Raw genomic sequence first — 18,200 nt, 5'->3', positions numbered from 1 at the left:
TGGCGTCGGTCGGGAGCGTTGCGGCCGGTGTCGGGGCGGTCGCCGTGCTCGCCGGGATGCTCGGCACCGGGGCGAGCGCCACCGTGGACGTGATCCGCGCCGTGCCGGCCGTACACGCCGAGGCCGACCGGCACCGGATGCTCGTCGACGCCCTCGGCGACCTGGGCGTCCGGCACGCGCGGGGCGGTTACTGGACCTGCAACCGGATCTCCTTCGCCAGCGCCGAGGACACCGTGTGCGCGGTGGTCGACGACGATCTGCGCCCCGGCTTCGACCGGCTGCCGGAGTACCGGCGGGCGGTGGCCGCCGACCCGGACGCGGCCTGGGTGGCGCCGGACGGCTCACCGCTGGCCGCCAGGCTGGACCGGAAGCTCGGTCCCGAACCCGGCGCCCTCCGCGTCATCACGATCCCCGGCTGGCGAATCTATCTGCCCCGCCGCTGAGCCGGGGCGGACGGCGGTTCGAGCAGGCCCAGGCGGTGGGCCAGCGCGGCGGCCTCCACCCGGTTGGTCACGTCCAGCTTGGCGATGATCCGGGAGACGTGCACGCTGGCCGTCTTCGGGGAGATGAAGAGCCGTTCGGCGATCCGGCTGTTGCTGTGCCCCTCGGCGACCAGCCGCAGCACCTCCTGCTCCCGGCTGGTCAGCAGGTCCGGCCCGGGTCGACCGGTGCCGCGCAGCCCGACCCGGCGGGCCAGCGTGGTGGCCTGCTCGCCCAGCGGGGTGGCGCCCAGCCGGGCGGCCAGCTCGACCGTCTCCCGGACGGCGGCGGCCACCTCGTCCCGCTCGCCGGCGGCCGCGGCCACCTCGGCCAGCCCGAGCAGCGCCCGCCCCAGCGGGTGCGGCGGCCCGGCCGTCCGCCACGCCGTCACCGCGGCCCGCCACGCCTCCAACGCCTCACCCGGCACCGGCCGCGCCTCGACCACCCGCCCGGAGCCGGCCGGCGCCGGCGGCCCCTGGGCCACCGGCCCGCAGCCGGGAGCCGCGTCGACCGGACCGAGGCCGGTCAGGAGCGCGGTGACCTGGGCGGCATGGGCCCGCTCGGCCGGATGGCGGGTCGGCAGCACGGCGGCCACCGTGGACACCTCGGCGGCCAACCCCGCGTCACCGGCCAGCACGGCGGCCCGGGCCACCGCGCTGAGCACCGGCCAGCCCTCGCGGGGCAGGTCCGCCAGGTGCGGATCGGCCAGGGCGGCGCGGGCCGCGCGTACCGCCTCCAGCTTGTCGTCGGCGGTCAGGGCGGCCTCGACGCGCAACTCGTGCAGCGGAAGCCGGTGGTTCGGCCAGAGGTAGGGCCGGGCCAGGAACGCCAGCGCCCGCCCGACGAGTTCGCCGGCGCTGGGATGGGCCCGGGCCAGCCGCAGCCCGGCGCGCAGCTGGAGCCAGTGCAGCCCGGAGACGCCCGGCGGGTCGATCCGGGCCGCCTCGGCGCAGGTCGCGTCGGCCTCGTCCCACCGACCCAGCGCGATCAGCGCCTCGGCCCGGTTGGACAGCAGGTAGGCCCCGATCGAGCGGCTGATCCCGGCCCGGCGCGCCTCGCTCACCCCGGCCGCCGCGGCCTCCTCCGACTCGGCGTACCGGCCCAGTTCGTAGAGCACGTCGGAGAGGAAGACCAGCGCGCTCACCAGGGCCCACGAGTCGCCCGCGGCCCGGGCCCGCTCCTGCACCCGGCGCAGCTCGGCCAGCCCGAGATCAGGGGTGTCGTCGATGCGGTTCAGCAGGGCGATCCGGGTGGGCAGCAGCACCAGGTCGGTGCCGATCTCGGACGCGCCGGCCATCGCCTCGGCGGCGACCGAGGCGGCCTCCCGGGGGTCGACCTTCATCAGGTGCGCCGCGATGTCGGCCAGCACACCGAACCGTTCCGCCCCGCCGGGCGCGCCGGCCGCCAGCCGGTACGCCTCGCGCAGCTCGACCGCGCCGTCGCTCTTGCCGAGCAGGGCGAGCAGCCGGCCACGGTGGTCGAGCAGGGCGGCGGCGCGCAGCGGCTCGGCGGCCGGGTCGACCTCGGCCAACGCGGCCCGGGTGAGGGTGAGCGCCCGGCCGAGGTCGCCGGCGGTGACCGCCGCGGTGAGCGTCTCCTCCAGCACGCGCAGGTGGTCCATGCCGAGGCGGTCGGCGGCGTCGGGCACCAGCTCCCACAGTTCGAGGACGCGCTCCAGCAGCCGGCTCTGCTCGGCGTACGCGGATCGCTCCGCCGCCGCCGCGGCGGCGGCCCGGGCGGCGGTGAGGGCGCGTGGATGGTCGTGTGCCGCGTACCAGTGGTGGGCGATCTCGGCCGGGGCGCGGCCGGCGGCCACCAGGTGCGGCTGCGCCTCGATCGCCGCGGCGTACCGGGCGTGCAGCCGGGCGTGCTCGCCGGGAAGCAGGTCGTCGTGCACCGCCTCGCGGACCAGCGCGTGCCGGAACTCGTAGTCGCCCTCCGGATCGGCGACCACGAGCTGCCCGGCGACGGCGGCGCGCAGCGAGTCCTCCAGCTCGACCTCGGGCAGCCCGGCCACCTCGGCGACGAGCTGGTGGGAGAAGCGGGTGCCACCGGCGGCGGCGATCCGCAGCACCCGCTGGGCCGGCTCGGGCAGTCGGTCCACCCGGGCGAGCAGCAGGTCGCGCAGCGTCTCCGGGAGCACGGCGCAGCCGACCGGGTCACCGGCCGCGGCCAGCTCCTCGATGAAGAACGGGTTGCCCTGGGTGCGCTCGTGCACGTCGTCGACGGCGCGGGCGGACGGCTCGACGCCGAGCAGGTCGGTGAGGATGGCGGCGGTGCCGTCGCGGTCGAGCCGGCCCAGCTCGAACCGGTCGACGCCGCGGACCCGGTCCAGCTCGGCGAGGAAGGGCCGCAGCGGGTGGCCGCGGTGCAGCTCGTCGGTGCGGTAGGTGCAGACGACCAGCAGGCGGGTGGCGCGGGCGGCCCGCACCAGGAAGCCGATCAGATCGCGGGTGGACCGGTCGGCCCAGTGCAGGTCCTCGATCACCAGCACCAGCGGACGGTCCTCGGCGATCCGCCGGAACAGCTCGGCGACCAGGTCGAACAGGTAGCCGCGCGGGGTGTCGGAGAGGGCGGGCGCGGCGACGGGCATCCGGGCCAGCTCGGGCAGCAGCCGGGCGAACTCGGCCTCGTAGCCGGCGAAGGCGGCCGGGCCGTCGTGCCGCAACACGTCGCGCAACGCGGCCGCGAACGGGGCGAACGGCAGGCCGGCCTCGCCCAGCTCGAGGCACTGGCCGACCAGCACCCGCGCCCCGGCGGTGGCGATGTGCCCGCCGAACTCCTCCAGCAGGCGGGTCTTGCCGACGCCGGCCTCGCCACCGACCAGCACGGTGGTCGGGTCGCCGCCCCGGGCCCGGGTCAGCGCCTCGCCCAGCGCGGCCAGTTCGGGCTGCCGGCCGACGAGGACGGTGCTGGCGGCGCGTGCGGTCACGCCGTCGAGCATGCCACGGCGGTCCGACGGCCCAGCCGCCCCCATGACCGCCGGCCCGGCCGCCCCCGTGGCGGCCGGGCCGACGACAACCGGACCCGTGACGGCCGCACCGGCGGCGGCCGGGCCGGTGAGCGGTGGGGCGGTCACCGGCGGGCGTCGGTGGTGCGGGCGGTCTGCCGGCGCCGGCTCAGCCAGCCGTGCGCGTGCCGGCGGGGCAGCGATCGGGCGAGCCGGTCGTGGGCCGCGTCGGCCTGTAGCTCGGAGGCGTGGCTGCGGTGGATGCTGAGCAGGAACTCTGCGTCGTTGCCGAACATCTCGGATCTCCCTGTCGTGCGGTGTCGTTCTCGCTGTCGAGATCGACTTTCCGCGCGAAGGTGCCCCCGGCGCATGGGTACGCCGCCTGATCTTCTCCCCCGGTTGCCTCCTTACCCGGCGGCCGGGAGGGCCGGCGCGGCCGTAAGGTACTCAGCCCTCGGCGGAACGGGTGGCCACGGATCAGCGGGCCCAGCGCCGACCACTAGACTCTGTGGCATGGCAAAGCCCCAGGAGAAGGTCTCGTTCGGCCAGCGGCTGAAGCAGATCGGGATGGTGTTCAAGTTCACCGCCAAGCAGGACAAGTGGTTCGCGCCGCTGGCCGCGGCGGCGGTGCTGATCCCGCTCGCGCTCACCGTTGTCGCGGTGCTCGCCTGGGGCTGGATCTGGCTGCCGATCGGCATCCTGCTCGCCCTGCTCGCCCTGCTGATCGTGCTCAACCTGCGCTCCAACAAGGCGATGATGAACGCCGCCGAGGGGCAGCCCGGCGCGGCGGCGCAGATCATGGAGAGCATGCGCGGCGACTGGCGGGTCACCCCGGCGGTCAGCTCGACCACCCAGATGGACATGGTCCACCTGGTGCTGGGCCGCGCCGGCGTGATCCTGCTGGCCGAGGGGAACCCGCAGCGCGTGCGTGGCCTCCTCGGCCAGGAGAAGCGCCGGCTCGCCAAGGTGATCGGCACGGCCCCGCTGCACGACTACGTGATCGGTCAGGGCGAGGGCGAGCTGCCGGTCCGCAAGCTGCGGATGACCGTGATGCGGTTGCCGCGCACCCTCTCCCCGAAGGACGTCAACGCCCTCGACAAGCGGCTCAAGGCGCTGACCGCGCGGCCGCAGATGCCCAAGGGCGCGGTCCCGAAGAACATGCGGCCGCCGCGGGGCGCGTTCCGGCAGACCCGGGGTCGCTGACTCCCCACGTACGCGAGAAAGAAGCCGGTCCCCCGCGGGGCCGGCTTCTTTCTCGGGTGGTTTCAGCGGCGGGGCGCGTCGGTGACGACCGCGCCGGTGAGCCGGTCGTGCAGGCCGCGCCGGTGCTGATCCATGATCAGGGCCGGGACGACGAGGGCCAGCAGGAGTCCGCGCAGCAGCCCTCGGGCCAGCCCGATCCGGCCGCCGTCGGCCCAGGCCACGACGCGCAGCCGGGTCAGGTACATGCCCGGGGTCTGGGCGAAGAGGCCGAGGAAGAAGCCGTACTCGAGGATCAGCACCAGGACCGGCGGCCAGCCGTCGCGGACCGGGTCGGCGAAGGCCCGGGCGACCATCAGGCAGAGCACCCAGTCGATGATCAGCGCGCCGAAGCGGCGGCCGAGGCCGGGGGGCGTGAAGGCGGGGTCGGTGGCGGGTGGCACCGGTGCGGCGGCGGTATCGGTCACAGCGGCCAGGGTAGCGCCGCCTCGGCACCCACCGGAAAATCCGACAACGCCGCCAATTGCCAATAAACGGTACGGGTGATGACGCTCCGCGTACGACGTAACACGGCGGAAACAGAGGAGACACGACCGGGCAACCGCACGGCCATAGCGTCGCCACCAGCCAGCGACCGGAGTGGACCTGCCAGGAGGACGTGTGTTCGCCAATCCCGAGGAACTCCTGCGTTACCTCAAGAACGAGGACGTGAAGTTCGTCGACGTACGTTTCTGTGACCTGCCCGGCGTGATGCAGCACTTCAACCTGCCGGTCGAGTCCTTCGACGACAGCGTCTTCACCGACGGCCTCGCGTTCGACGGCTCGTCGATCCGCGGCTTCCAGTCGATCCACGAGTCGGACATGCTCCTGCTCCCGGACGTGGCCACCGCGTTCATCGACCCGTTCCGGGCGCAGAAGACCCTCGCGCTGAACTTCTTCGTGCACGACCCGTTCACCCGCGAGGCCTACTCCCGCGACCCGCGCAACGTGGCCAGGAAGGCCGAGGCCTACCTCGCCGCCAGCGGCATCGCCGACACCGCCTACTTCGGCGCCGAGGCCGAGTTCTACATCTTCGACTCCATCCGCCACGAGACCTCGGCGCACCAGTCGTTCTACTACATCGACTCGATCGAGGGCGCCTGGAACACCGGCCGGGTCGAGGAGGGCGGCAACCGCGGCTACAAGACCGCCTACAAGGGCGGCTACTTCCCGGTCCCGCCGGTCGACCACTACGCCGACCTGCGCGACTCGATCGTGCGCCGGCTGGTCGACTCCGGCTTCACCGTGGAGCGCTCGCACCACGAGGTCGGCACCGCCGGCCAGGCGGAGATCAACTACAGGTTCTCCACCCTGCTGCACGCCGGTGACCAGCTCCAGCTCTTCAAGTACATCGTGAAGAACGAGGCCTGGGCCAACGGCAAGACGGCCACGTTCATGCCCAAGCCACTGTTCGGTGACAACGGCTCCGGCATGCACACCCACCAGAGCCTCTGGCTGAACGGCGAGCCGCTGTTCTACGACGAGACCGGCTACGCCGGCCTGTCCGACACCGCCCGCTGGTACATCGGCGGCCTGCTGCACCACGCGCCGTCGCTGCTCGCCTTCACCAACCCGACGATCAACTCCTACCGGCGCCTGGTGCCCGGCTTCGAGGCGCCGGTCAACCTGGTCTACTCCCAGCGCAACCGCTCCGCGTGCACCCGCATCCCGGTCACCGGCAGCAACCCGAAGGCCAAGCGCGTCGAGTTCCGCGTCCCGGACCCCTCGGCCAACGTCTACCTCGCCTTCTCCGCGATGATGATGGCCGGCCTGGACGGCATCAAGAGCAAGATCGAGCCGCCGGCCCCGATCGACAAGGACCTCTACGACCTCCCGCCGGAGGAGTGGGGCGACGTCAAGCAGGTGCCCGGCTCGCTGCCGGCCGTGCTCGACTCGCTGGAGGCCGACCACGACTACCTGCTCGACGGCGGCGTGTTCACGCCGGACCTGATCTCCACCTGGATCGACTGGAAGCGGTCCAACGAGGTCGACCCGGTGCGCCTGCGGCCCACCCCGCACGAGTTCGCCATGTACTACGACTGCTGAGCACGCTCATCAGCACCGGCCGGGCCGGCTCCGCCACCGCGGAGCCGGCCCGGCCCGTATCCCGGCCACCACGATCACCACGACCAGCACGGTCATCAGCACGGCGCCGGGCGCCTTGGTGAACCGGGCCAGGTTCGTGCCGTCCGGAAGCGCGAGCACCGACGCCACCGCGCCGGGCGCCACGAACCAGACCGTCCGGGCCGGCGGCAGCACCGCCACCGCGAGCAGGGCCAGCGGCCAGGTCGCGTACCAGGGGTGGAAGACCGGGGCGAGCAGCACGGTGGCGGCCAGCGCCAGGCCGGTGCCGAGCAGCGCCACCCGGGGCCGGGCCGAGGTCGGCCGGGCCGCCTCCGGGCCGGCGTCGTCGCACCGGCGCAGCGTCGTCCACGCCCACCACCAGAGCGCCACCAGCAGCCCGGCCAGCAGCACCAGCCCGACCACCCGGGTCACCGGCACGGCGTGCGGATGCCGGCCGGCCAGCTCACCGGCGTAGTCGACGACGAAACCGACCGCGGTCGGCGGCGAGGTCCACTGCTGCGAGTCGCCGCTGCGGCCGAGCCCGTCCACCCAGCCCAACCCGAGGCCGGTGGCGAGCGAGACCACCACCAGCGTGCCGAGCACCACCGCGGCCAGCCGGCCCCCGTCGCGCAGCAACGCCCGCCAGGTGTAGCGGCCGAGCACGGCGGCGAGCGCCGCGAACGGCAGGACCACCACGGCGATCGCCTTCACCGCGACCGCCAGGCCCAGCAGCACTCCGGCCACCACAAGCGTGCGCGGCCGGCCCGGGCGACGGATCAGCACCAGCAGCCCGTACAGGACCAGCCCGAGCGCGAGCGCGTCGTTGTGCGCGCCGGCCACCAGATGCACCCCGACCAGCGGGCAGGCCAGCACCAGCCAGGCCGCCCGGCGGGTCGGCACCCCGGCGGCCCGGGCCAGGCCGGGCAGGCAGAGCGCGACCAGCAGCACCCCGGCCACCGCGACCAGCCGGAGCAGCACGACCGCCCCGATCAGGCCACCGCCGGCGAGCACCGCCAGCCCGGCCAGCAGGACGAAGAACGGCCCGTACGGCGCCGGGGTGTCCCGCCAGATCGGCGACACCGACCCGGTCCACGGGCAGCCGGCCGCCTCGACCCCCACCCGGTACGGGCTGACCCCCCGCGTCCAGGTCCAGCCCTGGCAGACGTACGAGTAGACGTCGCGGCTGCCCAGCGGCGGCGCGGCCAGCAGCGGCAGCGACCAGAGCCCGGCGGTCAGGTAGGCCCACCGGCCCGACGGGGCGCCCCACCGCAGCGACCACCAGGCGCCGACCAGCAGCACCGTCCCCACCAGCCAGCAGCCGAGCGTCACCGGCCCGTGCGGGGCCTGCCAGAGATCGGCGAGCGTGGTGCGCGGCGGCGCGGCGGGCAGTGCCCCGCCCAGCCAGCCGGCGGCGGTGAGCAGGACCGCCCCGGCGAGCCCGGCGTACCGGGCGAGCGCGGCGGCGACCGGCCGTACCGGCGCGTCGGGCTCGCTCACCGGCGCCCTCCTCACTCCACGGGAACCGGCTGCCGCCCCTTCCGAGCCGACCGTACCAACCGGACCACCAGCACGATCACGAACAGCGTCATCAACGGCGCGCCCGGCATCTTGGTGAAGCGGGGTAGCCCGGTCCCGTCGGCCAGCACCAGGAACGACGACACCACGGTGACGATCGAGAACCAGCCGGTCCGGTGTGCGGTGGCGGCCAGCACGGCCAGCGGCCAGAGCCAGTACCAGGGGTGGAACAGCGGCGCGAGCGCGACCGTGGCGACCAGCGCCAGCGCCGCGTGCCAGAACGGCTCCCCCCGGCGCCACGCCCGGAACCAGAGCCAGACCAGCAACGCGACCAGCACGACCATGCCGAGCGCCCGGGTCGCCGGCAGCGCGTCGACGTGCACCCCGAACGGCGCCAGCAGGTAGCCGACGGTCTGCCCGACCGCGGTCGGCGGCGAGCTCCAGGCCACCACCAGCCCGCCCTGCTCCAGCCCGCTGATGAAGCCGAGGCCGAGGCCGGCGACGAGCGTCGCGCCGGCGAGCGCGGCCAGGGCGCCGCCGACCACCCACGCGCCGTCGCGGACCAGCGTCCGGATCCGGTACGGCCCGACGATCGCGGCGAGCGCCGCGAACGGCACCACCACCAGCGCGGTGACCTTGATGCCGGCGGCCAGGCCGAGCAGCAACCCGCCGGCGAGCAGCGGACCCGGCCGGCCCGGTCGGGACGCCACCACGGCCAGCCCGGCGACGAGCAGGCCCACCATCATCGCGTCGTTGTGCGCCCCGGAGGCCAGGTGCACCGGCACCAGCGGGCTGGCCAGCGCCAGCCAGAGCGCCCGCCGTGGCGGCACCCCGCAGCGGCGGGCCAGCACCGGCAACGCCCACGCGGTCAGCGCCACCCCGGCCAGGGCGACCACCCGGAACAGCGCCACCGCGCCGAACAGCGACCCGGTGGCCTTGACCACCGCACCGGCGAGCAGCACGAACAACGGTCCGTACGGCGCCGGGGTGTCCCGCCAGATGTACGAGATGGTGTCGAGCCACGGACACGGCAGCACGGACACGCCCTGCTCGTACGGGTTGATCCCGGCCGAGAAGCTGGCGCCCTGACACGCGTACGCATAGACGTCCCGGCTGCCCAGGGGCGGGGCGACAAGCATCGGCAGCAGCCAGAGCCCGACCGTGACGAGTGCCCACCGGCCGGACGGCACCCGGTCGCGCAGCGACCACCACGCCCAGGCCAGCAGCGCGGTGCCGGCGAGCCACAGCCCGATGACCAGCGGTCCGTTCCGGCCCTGCCAGATACTGACCGGGGTGGGGCGCAGGTCACCGTCGGGCAGGGCGCCACCGAGGTACGCGGCCACGGCGAGCAGCACCGAGCCGGCCAGACCGGTCCAGCGCGAGAGGTGGTGAGACACGTTCACCATGCTGCCAGTACGGTGGTTCGCGATCAGGAGGTGGGCATGCGCGAGGGTCGGGTGGTCGCGGTGTCCGCCGCGTCGGCGCTCGTCCTCGCCGCGCTGTACCTGATCCTGCCGGCCACCGGCTCGGACCTGTCCGCCCAGGTCGCCCGGGCCGGCTTCTTCGCCACGCACGGGCCGGCCCTGGTGGACCTGCGCTGGTACGGCGGGGTGCACCCGTGGGGCTACAGCCTCGTCTCACCGCCACTGATGGCGCTGCTCGGCGTACGCCCCACCGGCGCGCTCGCGCTGCTCGCCTCGGCCACCGCGTTCGCGGCGCTGCTGGTCCGGGTCCGGGTGCCGCGTCCGCTGCTCGGCAGCCTGGTCGGGGTGGTCACGATCGCCGGCAACCTGGTCTCCGGCCGGGTCACCTATGCCCTCGGCGTCGCGTTCGGCCTGGCCGCGCTGCTCGCCCTCACCCTGCCCGCCACCCGGGCCGGCTCGACGCGCGCCGGGACTGCCCGCTCGACCGATCCGCTCTCCGCCGGGGCGGACGGCCAGACGCGCTCGGCGGTCGTCGGGGCAGCCCGCTCGACCGGCCCGCTGCCCGCTGGGGCGGACGGCCAGACGCGCTCGGCGAACGTCGGGGCAGCCGGCCCGCTGCGCGCCGCGCCGGCGGGCCGGAGCCGCTGGGCACGCTCGGCGGGCGTCAGGGCGGCCGGCTGGGCCGGTCCGTTGCGCGCCGGGGCGGTCGGGGTGGCCGCGCTGCTCGCCTCGGCGGCCAGCCCGGTGGCCGGACTGTTCGTCGGGCTCGCCGGCGTCGCGCTGCTGGTCACCCGCCGGTGGGCCGACGGCCTGCTGCTCGCCGTGCCGGCCGCCGGCCCGCTCGCCGTGACCGGGCTGCTGTTCGGCGAGGGCGGCTGGATGAACATCAGCCGGACCGACATGGTGCACGCCGTGGTGACCAGCCTGCTGGTCGCGGCGCTGGTGGCGTACCGGCCGGTGCGGGTGGGCGCGCTGCTCTCCGCGGCCGGGGTGCTGGCGGCGGCGCTGCTGCCCACCCCGGTCGGGTTGAACGCCACCCGCCTGGTGGTGATGTTCGCGCTGCCGGTGCTGGCCGCCGCCGCGACGCCGCCGGGACGACTCGCCGGACGTCGGCTTCTCGCCCGCGCCACCGGACGCGGAACCGCCGAACGCGGAACCGCCGGACGCGGAGCCGCCGGACGCGGAACCGCCGGGCGGGAGGACGTCGGGTCTGGGCTGCCTCGGGCCGCCGGGGCGGTCGGGCTGGTCGCGTTGCTGGCGGTGGTGTGCTGGTGGCAGCCGCCGGTGGTCACGGCCGACGTGAACAGCGCCGACGACCCGACGGCCGACCCGGCGTACTTCGCGCCGCTGCGGGCGGAGCTGGCCCGGCGCGGGCTCACCGGGCGGGTGGAGGTGCCGCCGACGCGCAACTACTGGGAGGCGGCCCGCCTCGGCGAGGTGCCGCTGGCCCGGGGCTGGCTACGTCAGGCCGACATCGACCGCAATCCGCTGTTCTTCACCACCGTGCCCGGCGCGCCCGGCACCGGCGTCGCACTGACCCCCGACAGCTACCGGGCCTGGCTGGCCGACAACGCCGTGCAGTACGTCGCCGTGCCCGACGCCGAGCTGTCCTGGGTCGGGCGGCCGGAGGCGGAGCTGGTGGCCGCCGGCCAGCCGTACCTGACCGAGGTCTGGTCGGACCGGCACTGGCGGCTGTACGCGGTCGCCGAGCCCACCCCGCTGGTCGGCGCGCCCGGCGAGCTGGTCCGGCAGGACGGCGCCACGGTCACGTTCCGCGCCGCTGCCGCCGGTCCGGTCCCGGTCCGGGTCCGCCACGACCGCTGGCTCACCGTCACCGGCGGCGCCACGCTCGCCGCCGACGGCGACTGGACCACCGTGACGGTCCCGGACGCCGGCACCTACACGCTCACCAGCTGATCCCGCCGGGGATCACCCGGCTGCCGCCCCAGCACCTGATCGACACCAGCTCGGCGAGGTGGCGGTATCCGCGAGCGAACCATCACACCACCTCGCCGACCTGGAGTGGATCTCGCCGACCCACCCGCGCCCGTCAGAGCGGGGCTTCGAGGATGCGTCGGACGACGGCGCGGGAGTGCCGGCCGACGCGCAGGTACTCGTCGAGGAACTCGCCCGGGTCCTCCCGGCCGAGCAGGCGCACCACCCCGGCCAGCTCCACCCCGTGCCGGGGCAGCTGGTCGCCGGCCCGGCCCCGGACCAGCATCAACGCGTCGCGGACCTGGGCGGCGAGCGTCCAGCCGGCGGCCAGCTCGGCCGCCTCCTCGCCGTCGAGCAGGCCGGCGTCGCGGGCCGCCGCCAGGGCGTCGAGCGTACGGGTGCCGCGCAGCGCGGGCAGCCGGCCGGCGTGCCGGAGCTGGAGCAGCTGCACCGCCCACTCGACGTCGGCGAGCCCGCCCCGGCCCAGCTTGGTGTGGGTGGCCGGGTCGGCGCCGCGGGGCAGCCGCTCGGTCTCGACCCGCGCCTTGATCCGGCGGATCTCCACCACCTGTTCGCGGTTCAACCCGTCGGCCGGGTAACGCACCGGTTCGATCATCGCCTCGAACTCGGCGCCCAGGTCGGCGTCGCCGCAGACGAACCGGGCCCGCAGCAACGCCTGCGCCTCCCAGACCTTCGACCAACGCGCGTAGTACTGGGCGTACGCGGCCAGGCTGCGGACCAGCGGGCCCTGCCGGCCCTCGGGACGCAGGTCGGCGTCGACGCCGAGCGGCGGGTCGGGGGCGGGCGCGGACAGCAGCCGGCGCAGCTCCTCGGCGATCGCGTGCGCGGCGGCGCTGGCCGCGCTCTCCTCCACCCCGGGCGGCGGATCGTAGACGAAGAGCACGTCGGCGTCGGAGAGGTAGTTGGACTCGTACCCGCCGAGCCGGCCCATCCCGATCACCGCGAACCGCAGGCCCGGCGGGCCGGGCTGGGCGGCCCGGGCGGCGCGCAGCCCGGCGGCCAGGGTGGCGTCGGTGACGTGGGACAGGGCGGCGCCGACCGCGCTCACGTCCACCACGGTGGGTCGTCGTTCCCCGCCGCCGACCGGGCGCGGGTTGAGCGGGGCGAGCGAGCCGGCCCGGCTGAGCACGTCGGCGGCGGCGATCCGGACCAGCTCGCGGCGGCGCAGCGCGCGGACCGCCCGGGTGGCCTCGACCGGGTCGTCGTGCCGGGCCGCCGCGGCGACGAAGCCCTCGACAAGCGTCTCCCGGGGACGCGGGGTCAGCTCGCTCTCCTCGGCCAGCAGCCGCAGCGCCTCGGGCTCGCGGGCCAACAGGTCGGCGGCGTACCGGGAGGAGGAGAGCACCCGGGCCAGCCGGCGGGCGACCGGGCCGGAGTCGCGCAGCAGGCGCAGGTACCACGGGGTGCTGCCGAGCTTGTCGGAGACCTGCCGGTAGTTGAGCAGCCCTCGGTCCGGCTCCGGGGCGTCGGCGAACTCGTCGAGCAGCACCGGCAGCAGCGTGCGCTGGATCGCGGCGGTGCGGCTCACGCCGCCGGTGAGCGCCTGGAGGTGCCGCAACGCGCCGGCCGGGTCGGCGAAACCGAGCACCTCCAGTCGGTGCCGGGCGGCCTGCGGGGTGAGCCGGAGCCCTTCGGCCGGCACCCGGGCCACCGACTCCAGCAGCGGCCGGTAGAGCAGTTTGGCGTGCAGCCGGCGTACCTCGGTGGCGTGGGTGACCCACTCGGCGCGGAACTCCTCGACGGCGCTGCGGCCCGGGGTGGCCGTGTAGCCGAGCGCGGCGGCGAGCCAGCGCAGCGCGGCCGGCTCGGTCGGCACGGTGTGGGTGCGGCGCAGGCCCTGGAGCTGGAGCCGGTGCTCGACGGCGCGCAGGAAGCGGTAGCCGCGCAGCAGCGCCTCGCCGTCGGCACGGCCGACGTAACCGCCGGCGACCAGGGCGCGCAACGCCGGCACGGTGCCCGGCACGCGCAGCGACTCGTCGCCGCGGCCGTGCACGAGCTGGAGCAGCTGGACGGCGAACTCGATGTCGCGCAACCCGCCCGGGCCGCGCTTGATCTCGCGTTCCAGCTCCTTCGGGGGGACGTTGTCGAGAATCTTGCGGCGCATGGACCGGACGTCCTCGACCGCCTCCGGGCGCTCGGCCGCGGTCCAGACCAGCGGGGCGAGCGCGGCGATCCACTCCCGGGCCAGCTCCAGGTCGCCGGCCGCCGGGCGGGCCTTGAGCAGCGCCTGGAACTCCCAGGTGCGGGCCCAGCGGCGGTAGTAGGCCAGGTGGCTGGCGAGCGTGCGGACCAGCGGCCCCCGGTTGCCCTCCGGGCGCAGCGCGGCGTCCACCGGCCAGGCGACCAGCCCGCAGACGTGGATCAGCCGGGTCGCGACCTGGGTGGCGGCGGTCAGGTCGTCGTCGCCGGCGGCGACGAAGATGACATCCACGTCGGAGACGTAGTTGAGTTCGTCGCCCCCGCACTTGCCCATCGCCACCACCGCCAGCCGGGGGCGGGCCGTGCCCTCGGGCAGCTCGTCGACGGCGAGGTCGTAGGCGGCGGCCAGCGTCGCGTCGGCGAGCCCGGAGAGCGCGGCCATGGTCTGCTCCAGGCCGCGCCCGCCGGTCAGGTCGGCCGCCACGATCCGCAGCAACGCCAACCGGTACGCCTGCCGCAGCAGCGGGACCGCGCCGGTGAGCGTGGTCAGCTTGGCGGCGGCGGTCAGGTCGAGCCGGCCGTCGGCGGTCGGGGCGAGCCCGTCCGGCTCGGTGGCCAGCACCGCCCACTGCCCGGGGTTCGCCACCAGATGGTCGCCGAGCGCCGAGGAGGCGCCGAGCACCGCGATCAGCCGGCGGCGCAGGCCGGGGTCGGCGGCCAACGCGTCGCGGACCGCCACCTCGTCCCCGGTGCGCCGCTCCGACTCCACCAGCCGGTGCAGTTGACGCAGCGCCAGATCCGGGTCGGCGGCCCGGGACAGCGCGGTGAGCAGCTCGGCGGCGTGGTCGTCGGCCGGCTCCTGGGTGTCCGGCCGCCACAGGCCGAGCCCGTCCGGGCCGAGCAGGTCGGCGGCGCGCGGACCGCCGTCGCCCTCGGCGAAGCCGTAGCGGGCCAGGCGCCCGCGGGCCGGCCGGGTCACCTCACGCCCCGAGCAGCGGGAGGCTGCGGCGCGGATTGTCGTCGTCGCCCAACTCGCCGAGCGCGAGCGCGGCGAACCGGATCGCGAACGGTTGCCAGGCCTCCTCGACGTCGGCCATCGCCCGGTCGCAGGCGGCCACCACCAGCTCCGGGTCGTAGCCCAGCTCGGCCAGCGTGGCCGAGTCGCGGGACCACTCGGCGATCATCGCGGTGTCGCACTCGATGTGGAACTGCAACCCCCAGGCCCGGTCGCCGAGGCGGAACGCCTGGTGCGGGTAGCGGGTCGACGCGGCGAGCAGCGTCGCGCCGTGCGGCAGCTCGGTGATCTCGTCGACGTGCCACTGGAGCACGTCGGGCATCAGCGGCACGTAACGGAACAGCGGGTCGGTCTCGGCGGCGTCGCGCCGGCCCACCACGGTGGGGCCGATCTCCGGCCCGGACGGGCTGCGCTCGACCCGACCGGCGTGCGCGGTGGCGAGCAGTTGCGCGCCCAGGCAGATCCCCAGCGTGGGCACCCGGTGGCGGACGGCCTTGCGCAGCAACCCCTCCAACGCCGGGAACCAGGGCGCGCCGGGGCTGCCGTCGGGCAGCGGGTAGGGCTGCTGCTCACCGCCGAGCACCACCAGCGCGGCGTACCCGGTCAGGTCGGCGGGGAGCGCGTCGCCCGCGTGCGGGCGCAGGACGCGCAGCTCCAGGCCCCCCTCGGTGAGCCACTCGCCCAGGCGGCGGAGGTCGTCGGTCGGGTCGTTCTCGATCACCAGCGCGGTCGCCACGACGTCGAGGCTAGCCGGTACGCCCGAGCGCGGGCGGTCCGGCTCGGCCGCACTAGGCTCCGGATCGTGCCCACCGACGACTGCCTGCGCCCACCGGCCCTGCGTCCCGGCGACGCGGTGATGCTGGTGTCACCCTCCGGCCCGACCCGTCCCGAGCGGGTGGCCCGCGGCGTGGAGCTGCTCACCGGCTGGGGGTTGCGCCCGGTGACCGCGCCGAACGCGTACGCCCGGCGGGGTTACCTGGCCGGCGACGACGCGCTGCGGGCCGACGACCTGAACGCCGCGTTCGCCGACCCGGAGATCCGCGGCGTGGTCTGCACCCGGGGCGGCTACGGCGCGCAACGGGTGGTCGACCTGATCGACATGGCGGCGGTACGCCGCGACCCGAAGGTGGTGGTCGGCTTCTCCGACATCACCGCGTTGCAGTTCGCGCTCTGGCGGGGCGCCCGGCTGGCCGGGGTGCACGGTCCCGGCGCCGCCTGGCGGGCCGAGCGCACCCCGATCCGCTCGGCGGAGTCGCTGCACGCCGCGCTGATGACCACCGAACCGGTGACGGTCGCGGCGGTGGAGGCGGAGGAGACGTACCCGGTGCGGGTGCCCGGGCGGGCCGAGGGCCGGCTGATCGGCGGCAACCTGTGCCTGATCACGGCGTCGATCGGCACCCCGGACATGCCGGACCTCACCGGCGCGATCCTGCTGGTCGAGGAGGTGCAGGAGCCGCCCTACAAGGTCGACCGGATGCTGACCCACCTGCGTCGGTGCGGTGCCCTGGCCCGGCTCGCCGGGGTGGCGGTCGGCCAGTTCACCGAGTGCGCCGACGGCTGGGACACCACGATCGTCGACGTGCTCACCGACCGCCTGGGCGACCTCGGCGTGCCGGTCCTCGGCGGCCTCCCCGTCGGCCACGGCCCCGACCAGCTCACCGTCCCGGTGAACACCCGAGCCGTCCTGGACACCACCGCCGCGACCCTGACGGTCACCGCCGCTGTCCGCTGACACCTCCCGGTCCGGCCTCCCCCGTTTCGGCGGGTGGGGTGAGGTGGGCGACGGCGCCGGTTTCCAGGGCGGACCAGACCGCTCCGTCGGGGGTGACGGTGAGGCCGTGGGGTTCGGAGGACGGCGTGGGCAGGTCGTGGTGGGTGAACGTGCCGTCGGGGGTGAGGTGGGCGATCCGGTTGGCGGCCCACTCGGTGAACCAGCAGCCGCCGGCCGGGTCGGCGACGATCGCGTGCGGGCGGGCCGCCCGGTCGGGTAGCGGGAACTCGTCGATCCGCCCGTCCGGGGTGATCCGGCCGAGCTGCCCGGCGGCGATCTCGACGAACCACAGCGCACCGTCGCCGCCGCGGGTGATGCCGACCGGCCCGGCCGCCTCGGTGGGCAGCGGGTGCACCGTCACCGACCCGTCCAGGTCGACCCGGGCGATCGCGTTCGCCTGGTTGAGCGTGAGCCAGAGCGCGTCGTCCGGCCCGGCGGCCAGCATCGACGGGAAGCCCTTGGCGACCGGCAGTCCGAACGTGCTGACCTCGCCGTCGACGGTGACCCGGCCGACCGTGTCGTCGCCCATGCCGGCGTACCAGAGGGCGCCGTCCGGGCCGGCGGCCAGGCCGCACGGGGCGCAGCCGGGCGGGAGCGCCACCGAGTCGACCCGGCCGTCGACGGTGATCCGGCCGAGCCGGTGGTCGCCGGAGCGGGTGTACCAGAGCGCGCCGTCCGGGCCGGTGGTGATGCTCAGCGGGCGGCTCTCCGGCGGGTCGGTGCGGTAGGCCCGCACGTCACCGTCGAGACCCAGCCGGGCGACGCCGCCGGAGCCGGCCAGCGTCAGCCAGAGCGCGCCGTCGGGCCCGACCGTGATCGCGTACGGACCGGAACCCGGCCCGGTGAGCGCGACCTCGCGGATGACGGACTGTGTCATGAGGGGTGGCCTTTCGTCGGGATCCTGCCCAGCCTTCCCACCGTCGCGGCGACGCCGCAACCGGATTTGTCCGGTTGCCCGGCCGAACTGCCAGCTCGTTGACAGGTTCGCCACGGGTTGCGCCCAGCTCCGGCCGTCACTGTCGGTGACGGCACCGCATCATCACCGAGAAGGAGACCGCATGATCCGCATGACGAGGAAGCGCCTGCTGGTCGGCCTGGCCGCCGCCGGCGTGCTCGGCGTCGGGATCGCCGCCCCGACGGTGGCGCTCGCGGACGACAACAGCCCGTCCCCGAGCGCCAGCACCCAGCGGGGCGCCGACCATCGCGCCGACCGGCAGGCCGAGTTCGCCGACGCGCTCGCCAAGGAGCTGGGCGTGCCGGCCGACAAGGTCACCGCGGCGCTGGACAAGCTGCGCGAGCAGCGGCAGGGCGACCGGCCGGAACGGCCGACGCCGCCGTCCGCGCAGGACCGGCAGGCCGCGCTGAAGGAGCGGCTGGACCAGGCCGTCAAGGACGGCAAGCTGACCCAGGAGCAGGCCGACGCGGTGCTCAAGGCCGCCGAGGCCGGCGTGTTCCCGGGGCCCGGTGCCCCCGGCATGGGCCCCCGCGGCTGGCACGGCCGCTGAGAAAGGCGGGGCCCCCTGTTAACGCTTCCGGCATAGAAGGGGGCCCCGCTTAACAACCGTCGACCGCGCCTTGCCCGCCGCTGCTTCACTGTGCTCGGTCACCCGCGAAGGGTGAACGCGCGAGGGGTGGACCCGCGAGGGG

The 18,200-nt window shown here is 75.5% G+C and carries 12 protein-coding genes and 3 pseudogenes; 7 read left to right on the top strand and 8 right to left on the bottom strand.

Annotated features, from left to right (window positions below; all coding sequences use genetic code 11):
- Window positions 1-443: pseudogene (locus tag ACGFI2_RS11195) on the top strand (DUF423 domain-containing protein); the annotation flags it as partial.
- On the opposite strand, the gene ACGFI2_RS11190 reads toward ACGFI2_RS11195, so the two are convergent.
- Window positions 425-3,412 carry an AAA family ATPase gene (locus tag ACGFI2_RS11190; protein ID WP_393514254.1) on the bottom strand — a complete coding sequence of 996 codons (2,988 nt, stop codon included), beginning with the start codon at window positions 3,410-3,412 and terminating at the stop codon, window positions 425-427. The pseudogene ACGFI2_RS11195 and the gene ACGFI2_RS11190 overlap by 19 nt on opposite strands.
- 143 nt (window positions 3,413-3,555) lie before the next feature.
- Window positions 3,556-3,726 (bottom strand): hypothetical protein, encoded by a 171-nt coding sequence (locus tag ACGFI2_RS11185; protein WP_393514251.1) that lies wholly within the window; start codon window positions 3,724-3,726, stop codon window positions 3,556-3,558.
- 217 nt (window positions 3,727-3,943) lie between these two features.
- On the opposite strand from ACGFI2_RS11185, the gene ACGFI2_RS11180 reads away from it, so the two are divergent.
- Window positions 3,944-4,633, top strand: coding sequence for a DUF4191 domain-containing protein (locus tag ACGFI2_RS11180; RefSeq protein ID WP_393514248.1), 690 nt, complete (start codon window positions 3,944-3,946; stop codon window positions 4,631-4,633).
- Between the two features lie 62 nt (window positions 4,634-4,695).
- Here the strand turns inward: ACGFI2_RS11180 and ACGFI2_RS11175 are convergent, their stop codons facing one another.
- Entirely contained in the window at window positions 4,696-5,106 is a 411-nt protein-coding gene (locus ACGFI2_RS11175) for an RDD family protein (RefSeq protein ID WP_393514953.1), read from the bottom strand.
- Between the two features lie 184 nt (window positions 5,107-5,290).
- Between ACGFI2_RS11175 and glnA the strand changes: the two genes are divergently transcribed.
- A complete protein-coding gene (glnA, locus tag ACGFI2_RS11170) occupies window positions 5,291-6,715 on the top strand; it encodes a type I glutamate--ammonia ligase (protein ID WP_393514245.1) in 1,425 nt (474 codons plus the stop codon).
- A 9-nt stretch (window positions 6,716-6,724) separates the two neighbouring features.
- On the opposite strand, the gene mptB (ACGFI2_RS11165) is transcribed toward glnA, so the two are convergent.
- Both mptB (ACGFI2_RS11165) and mptB (ACGFI2_RS11160) read right to left on the bottom strand, forming a co-directional pair.
- Window positions 6,725-8,230, bottom strand: coding sequence for a polyprenol phosphomannose-dependent alpha 1,6 mannosyltransferase MptB (gene mptB / locus ACGFI2_RS11165; RefSeq protein WP_393514242.1), 1,506 nt, complete (start codon window positions 8,228-8,230; stop codon window positions 6,725-6,727).
- An 11-nt stretch (window positions 8,231-8,241) separates the two neighbouring features.
- Window positions 8,242-9,645, bottom strand: a complete 1,404-nt coding sequence (mptB, locus tag ACGFI2_RS11160) for a polyprenol phosphomannose-dependent alpha 1,6 mannosyltransferase MptB (protein WP_393514239.1) — start codon at window positions 9,643-9,645, stop codon at window positions 8,242-8,244.
- Between the two features lie 45 nt (window positions 9,646-9,690).
- Between mptB (ACGFI2_RS11160) and ACGFI2_RS11155 the strand changes: the two are divergent.
- Both ACGFI2_RS11155 and ACGFI2_RS11150 read left to right on the top strand, forming a co-directional pair.
- A pseudogene (locus ACGFI2_RS11155) lies at window positions 9,691-10,113 on the top strand (hypothetical protein); the annotation flags it as partial.
- A 273-nt stretch (window positions 10,114-10,386) separates the two neighbouring features.
- Window positions 10,387-11,589, top strand: a pseudogene (locus ACGFI2_RS11150) (hypothetical protein); the annotation flags it as partial.
- A gap of 133 nt (window positions 11,590-11,722) precedes the next feature.
- Here ACGFI2_RS11150 and ACGFI2_RS11145 read toward each other — a convergent pair.
- Both ACGFI2_RS11145 and ACGFI2_RS11140 read right to left on the bottom strand, forming a co-directional pair.
- Complete coding sequence (locus tag ACGFI2_RS11145; protein WP_393514236.1) at window positions 11,723-14,746, bottom strand: bifunctional [glutamine synthetase] adenylyltransferase/[glutamine synthetase]-adenylyl-L-tyrosine phosphorylase; 3,024 nt, start codon at window positions 14,744-14,746, stop codon at window positions 11,723-11,725.
- A 1-nt stretch (window position 14,747) separates the two neighbouring features.
- Window positions 14,748-15,518: a type 1 glutamine amidotransferase gene (locus tag ACGFI2_RS11140; protein WP_393514234.1), complete on the bottom strand. Its 771-nt coding sequence runs from the start codon at window positions 15,516-15,518 to the stop codon at window positions 14,748-14,750.
- Between the two features lie 66 nt (window positions 15,519-15,584).
- On the opposite strand from ACGFI2_RS11140, the gene ACGFI2_RS11135 reads away from it, so the two are divergent.
- Window positions 15,585-16,514 (top strand): LD-carboxypeptidase, encoded by a 930-nt coding sequence (locus ACGFI2_RS11135; RefSeq protein ID WP_393514231.1) that lies wholly within the window; start codon window positions 15,585-15,587, stop codon window positions 16,512-16,514.
- On the opposite strand, the gene ACGFI2_RS11130 is transcribed toward ACGFI2_RS11135, so the two are convergent.
- A complete protein-coding gene (locus ACGFI2_RS11130) occupies window positions 16,495-17,430 on the bottom strand; it encodes a virginiamycin B lyase (RefSeq protein ID WP_393514228.1) in 936 nt (311 codons plus the stop codon). The genes ACGFI2_RS11135 and ACGFI2_RS11130 overlap by 20 nt on opposite strands.
- A gap of 181 nt (window positions 17,431-17,611) precedes the next feature.
- Here ACGFI2_RS11130 and ACGFI2_RS11125 point away from each other — a divergent pair, with 181 nt between their 5' ends.
- On the top strand, window positions 17,612-18,058 hold the full coding sequence (locus ACGFI2_RS11125) for a hypothetical protein (protein ID WP_393514225.1): 447 nt from the start codon (window positions 17,612-17,614) through the stop codon (window positions 18,056-18,058).
- Window positions 18,059-18,200: the final 142 nt, after the last annotated feature.

Source organism: Micromonospora sp. NPDC049282 (assembly GCF_043197045.1).
In the GTDB taxonomy this organism is placed as follows: Bacteria; Actinomycetota; Actinomycetes; order Mycobacteriales; family Micromonosporaceae; genus Micromonospora.
This window is presented reverse-complemented; position numbering and strand designations above follow the sequence as displayed.

Excerpts from the sequence above, each read along its gene's own strand:
- ACGFI2_RS11185 (WP_393514251.1), bottom strand. The coding sequence starts at position 3,726 with ATGTTCGGCAACGACGCAGAGTTCCTGCTCAGCATCCACCGCAGCCAC.
- ACGFI2_RS11180 (WP_393514248.1), top strand. The coding sequence starts at position 3,944 with ATGGCAAAGCCCCAGGAGAAGGTCTCGTTCGGCCAGCGGCTGAAGCAG.
- ACGFI2_RS11130 (WP_393514228.1), bottom strand. The coding sequence starts at position 17,430 with ATGACACAGTCCGTCATCCGCGAGGTCGCGCTCACCGGGCCGGGTTCC.
- ACGFI2_RS11125 (WP_393514225.1), top strand. The coding sequence starts at position 17,612 with ATGATCCGCATGACGAGGAAGCGCCTGCTGGTCGGCCTGGCCGCCGCC.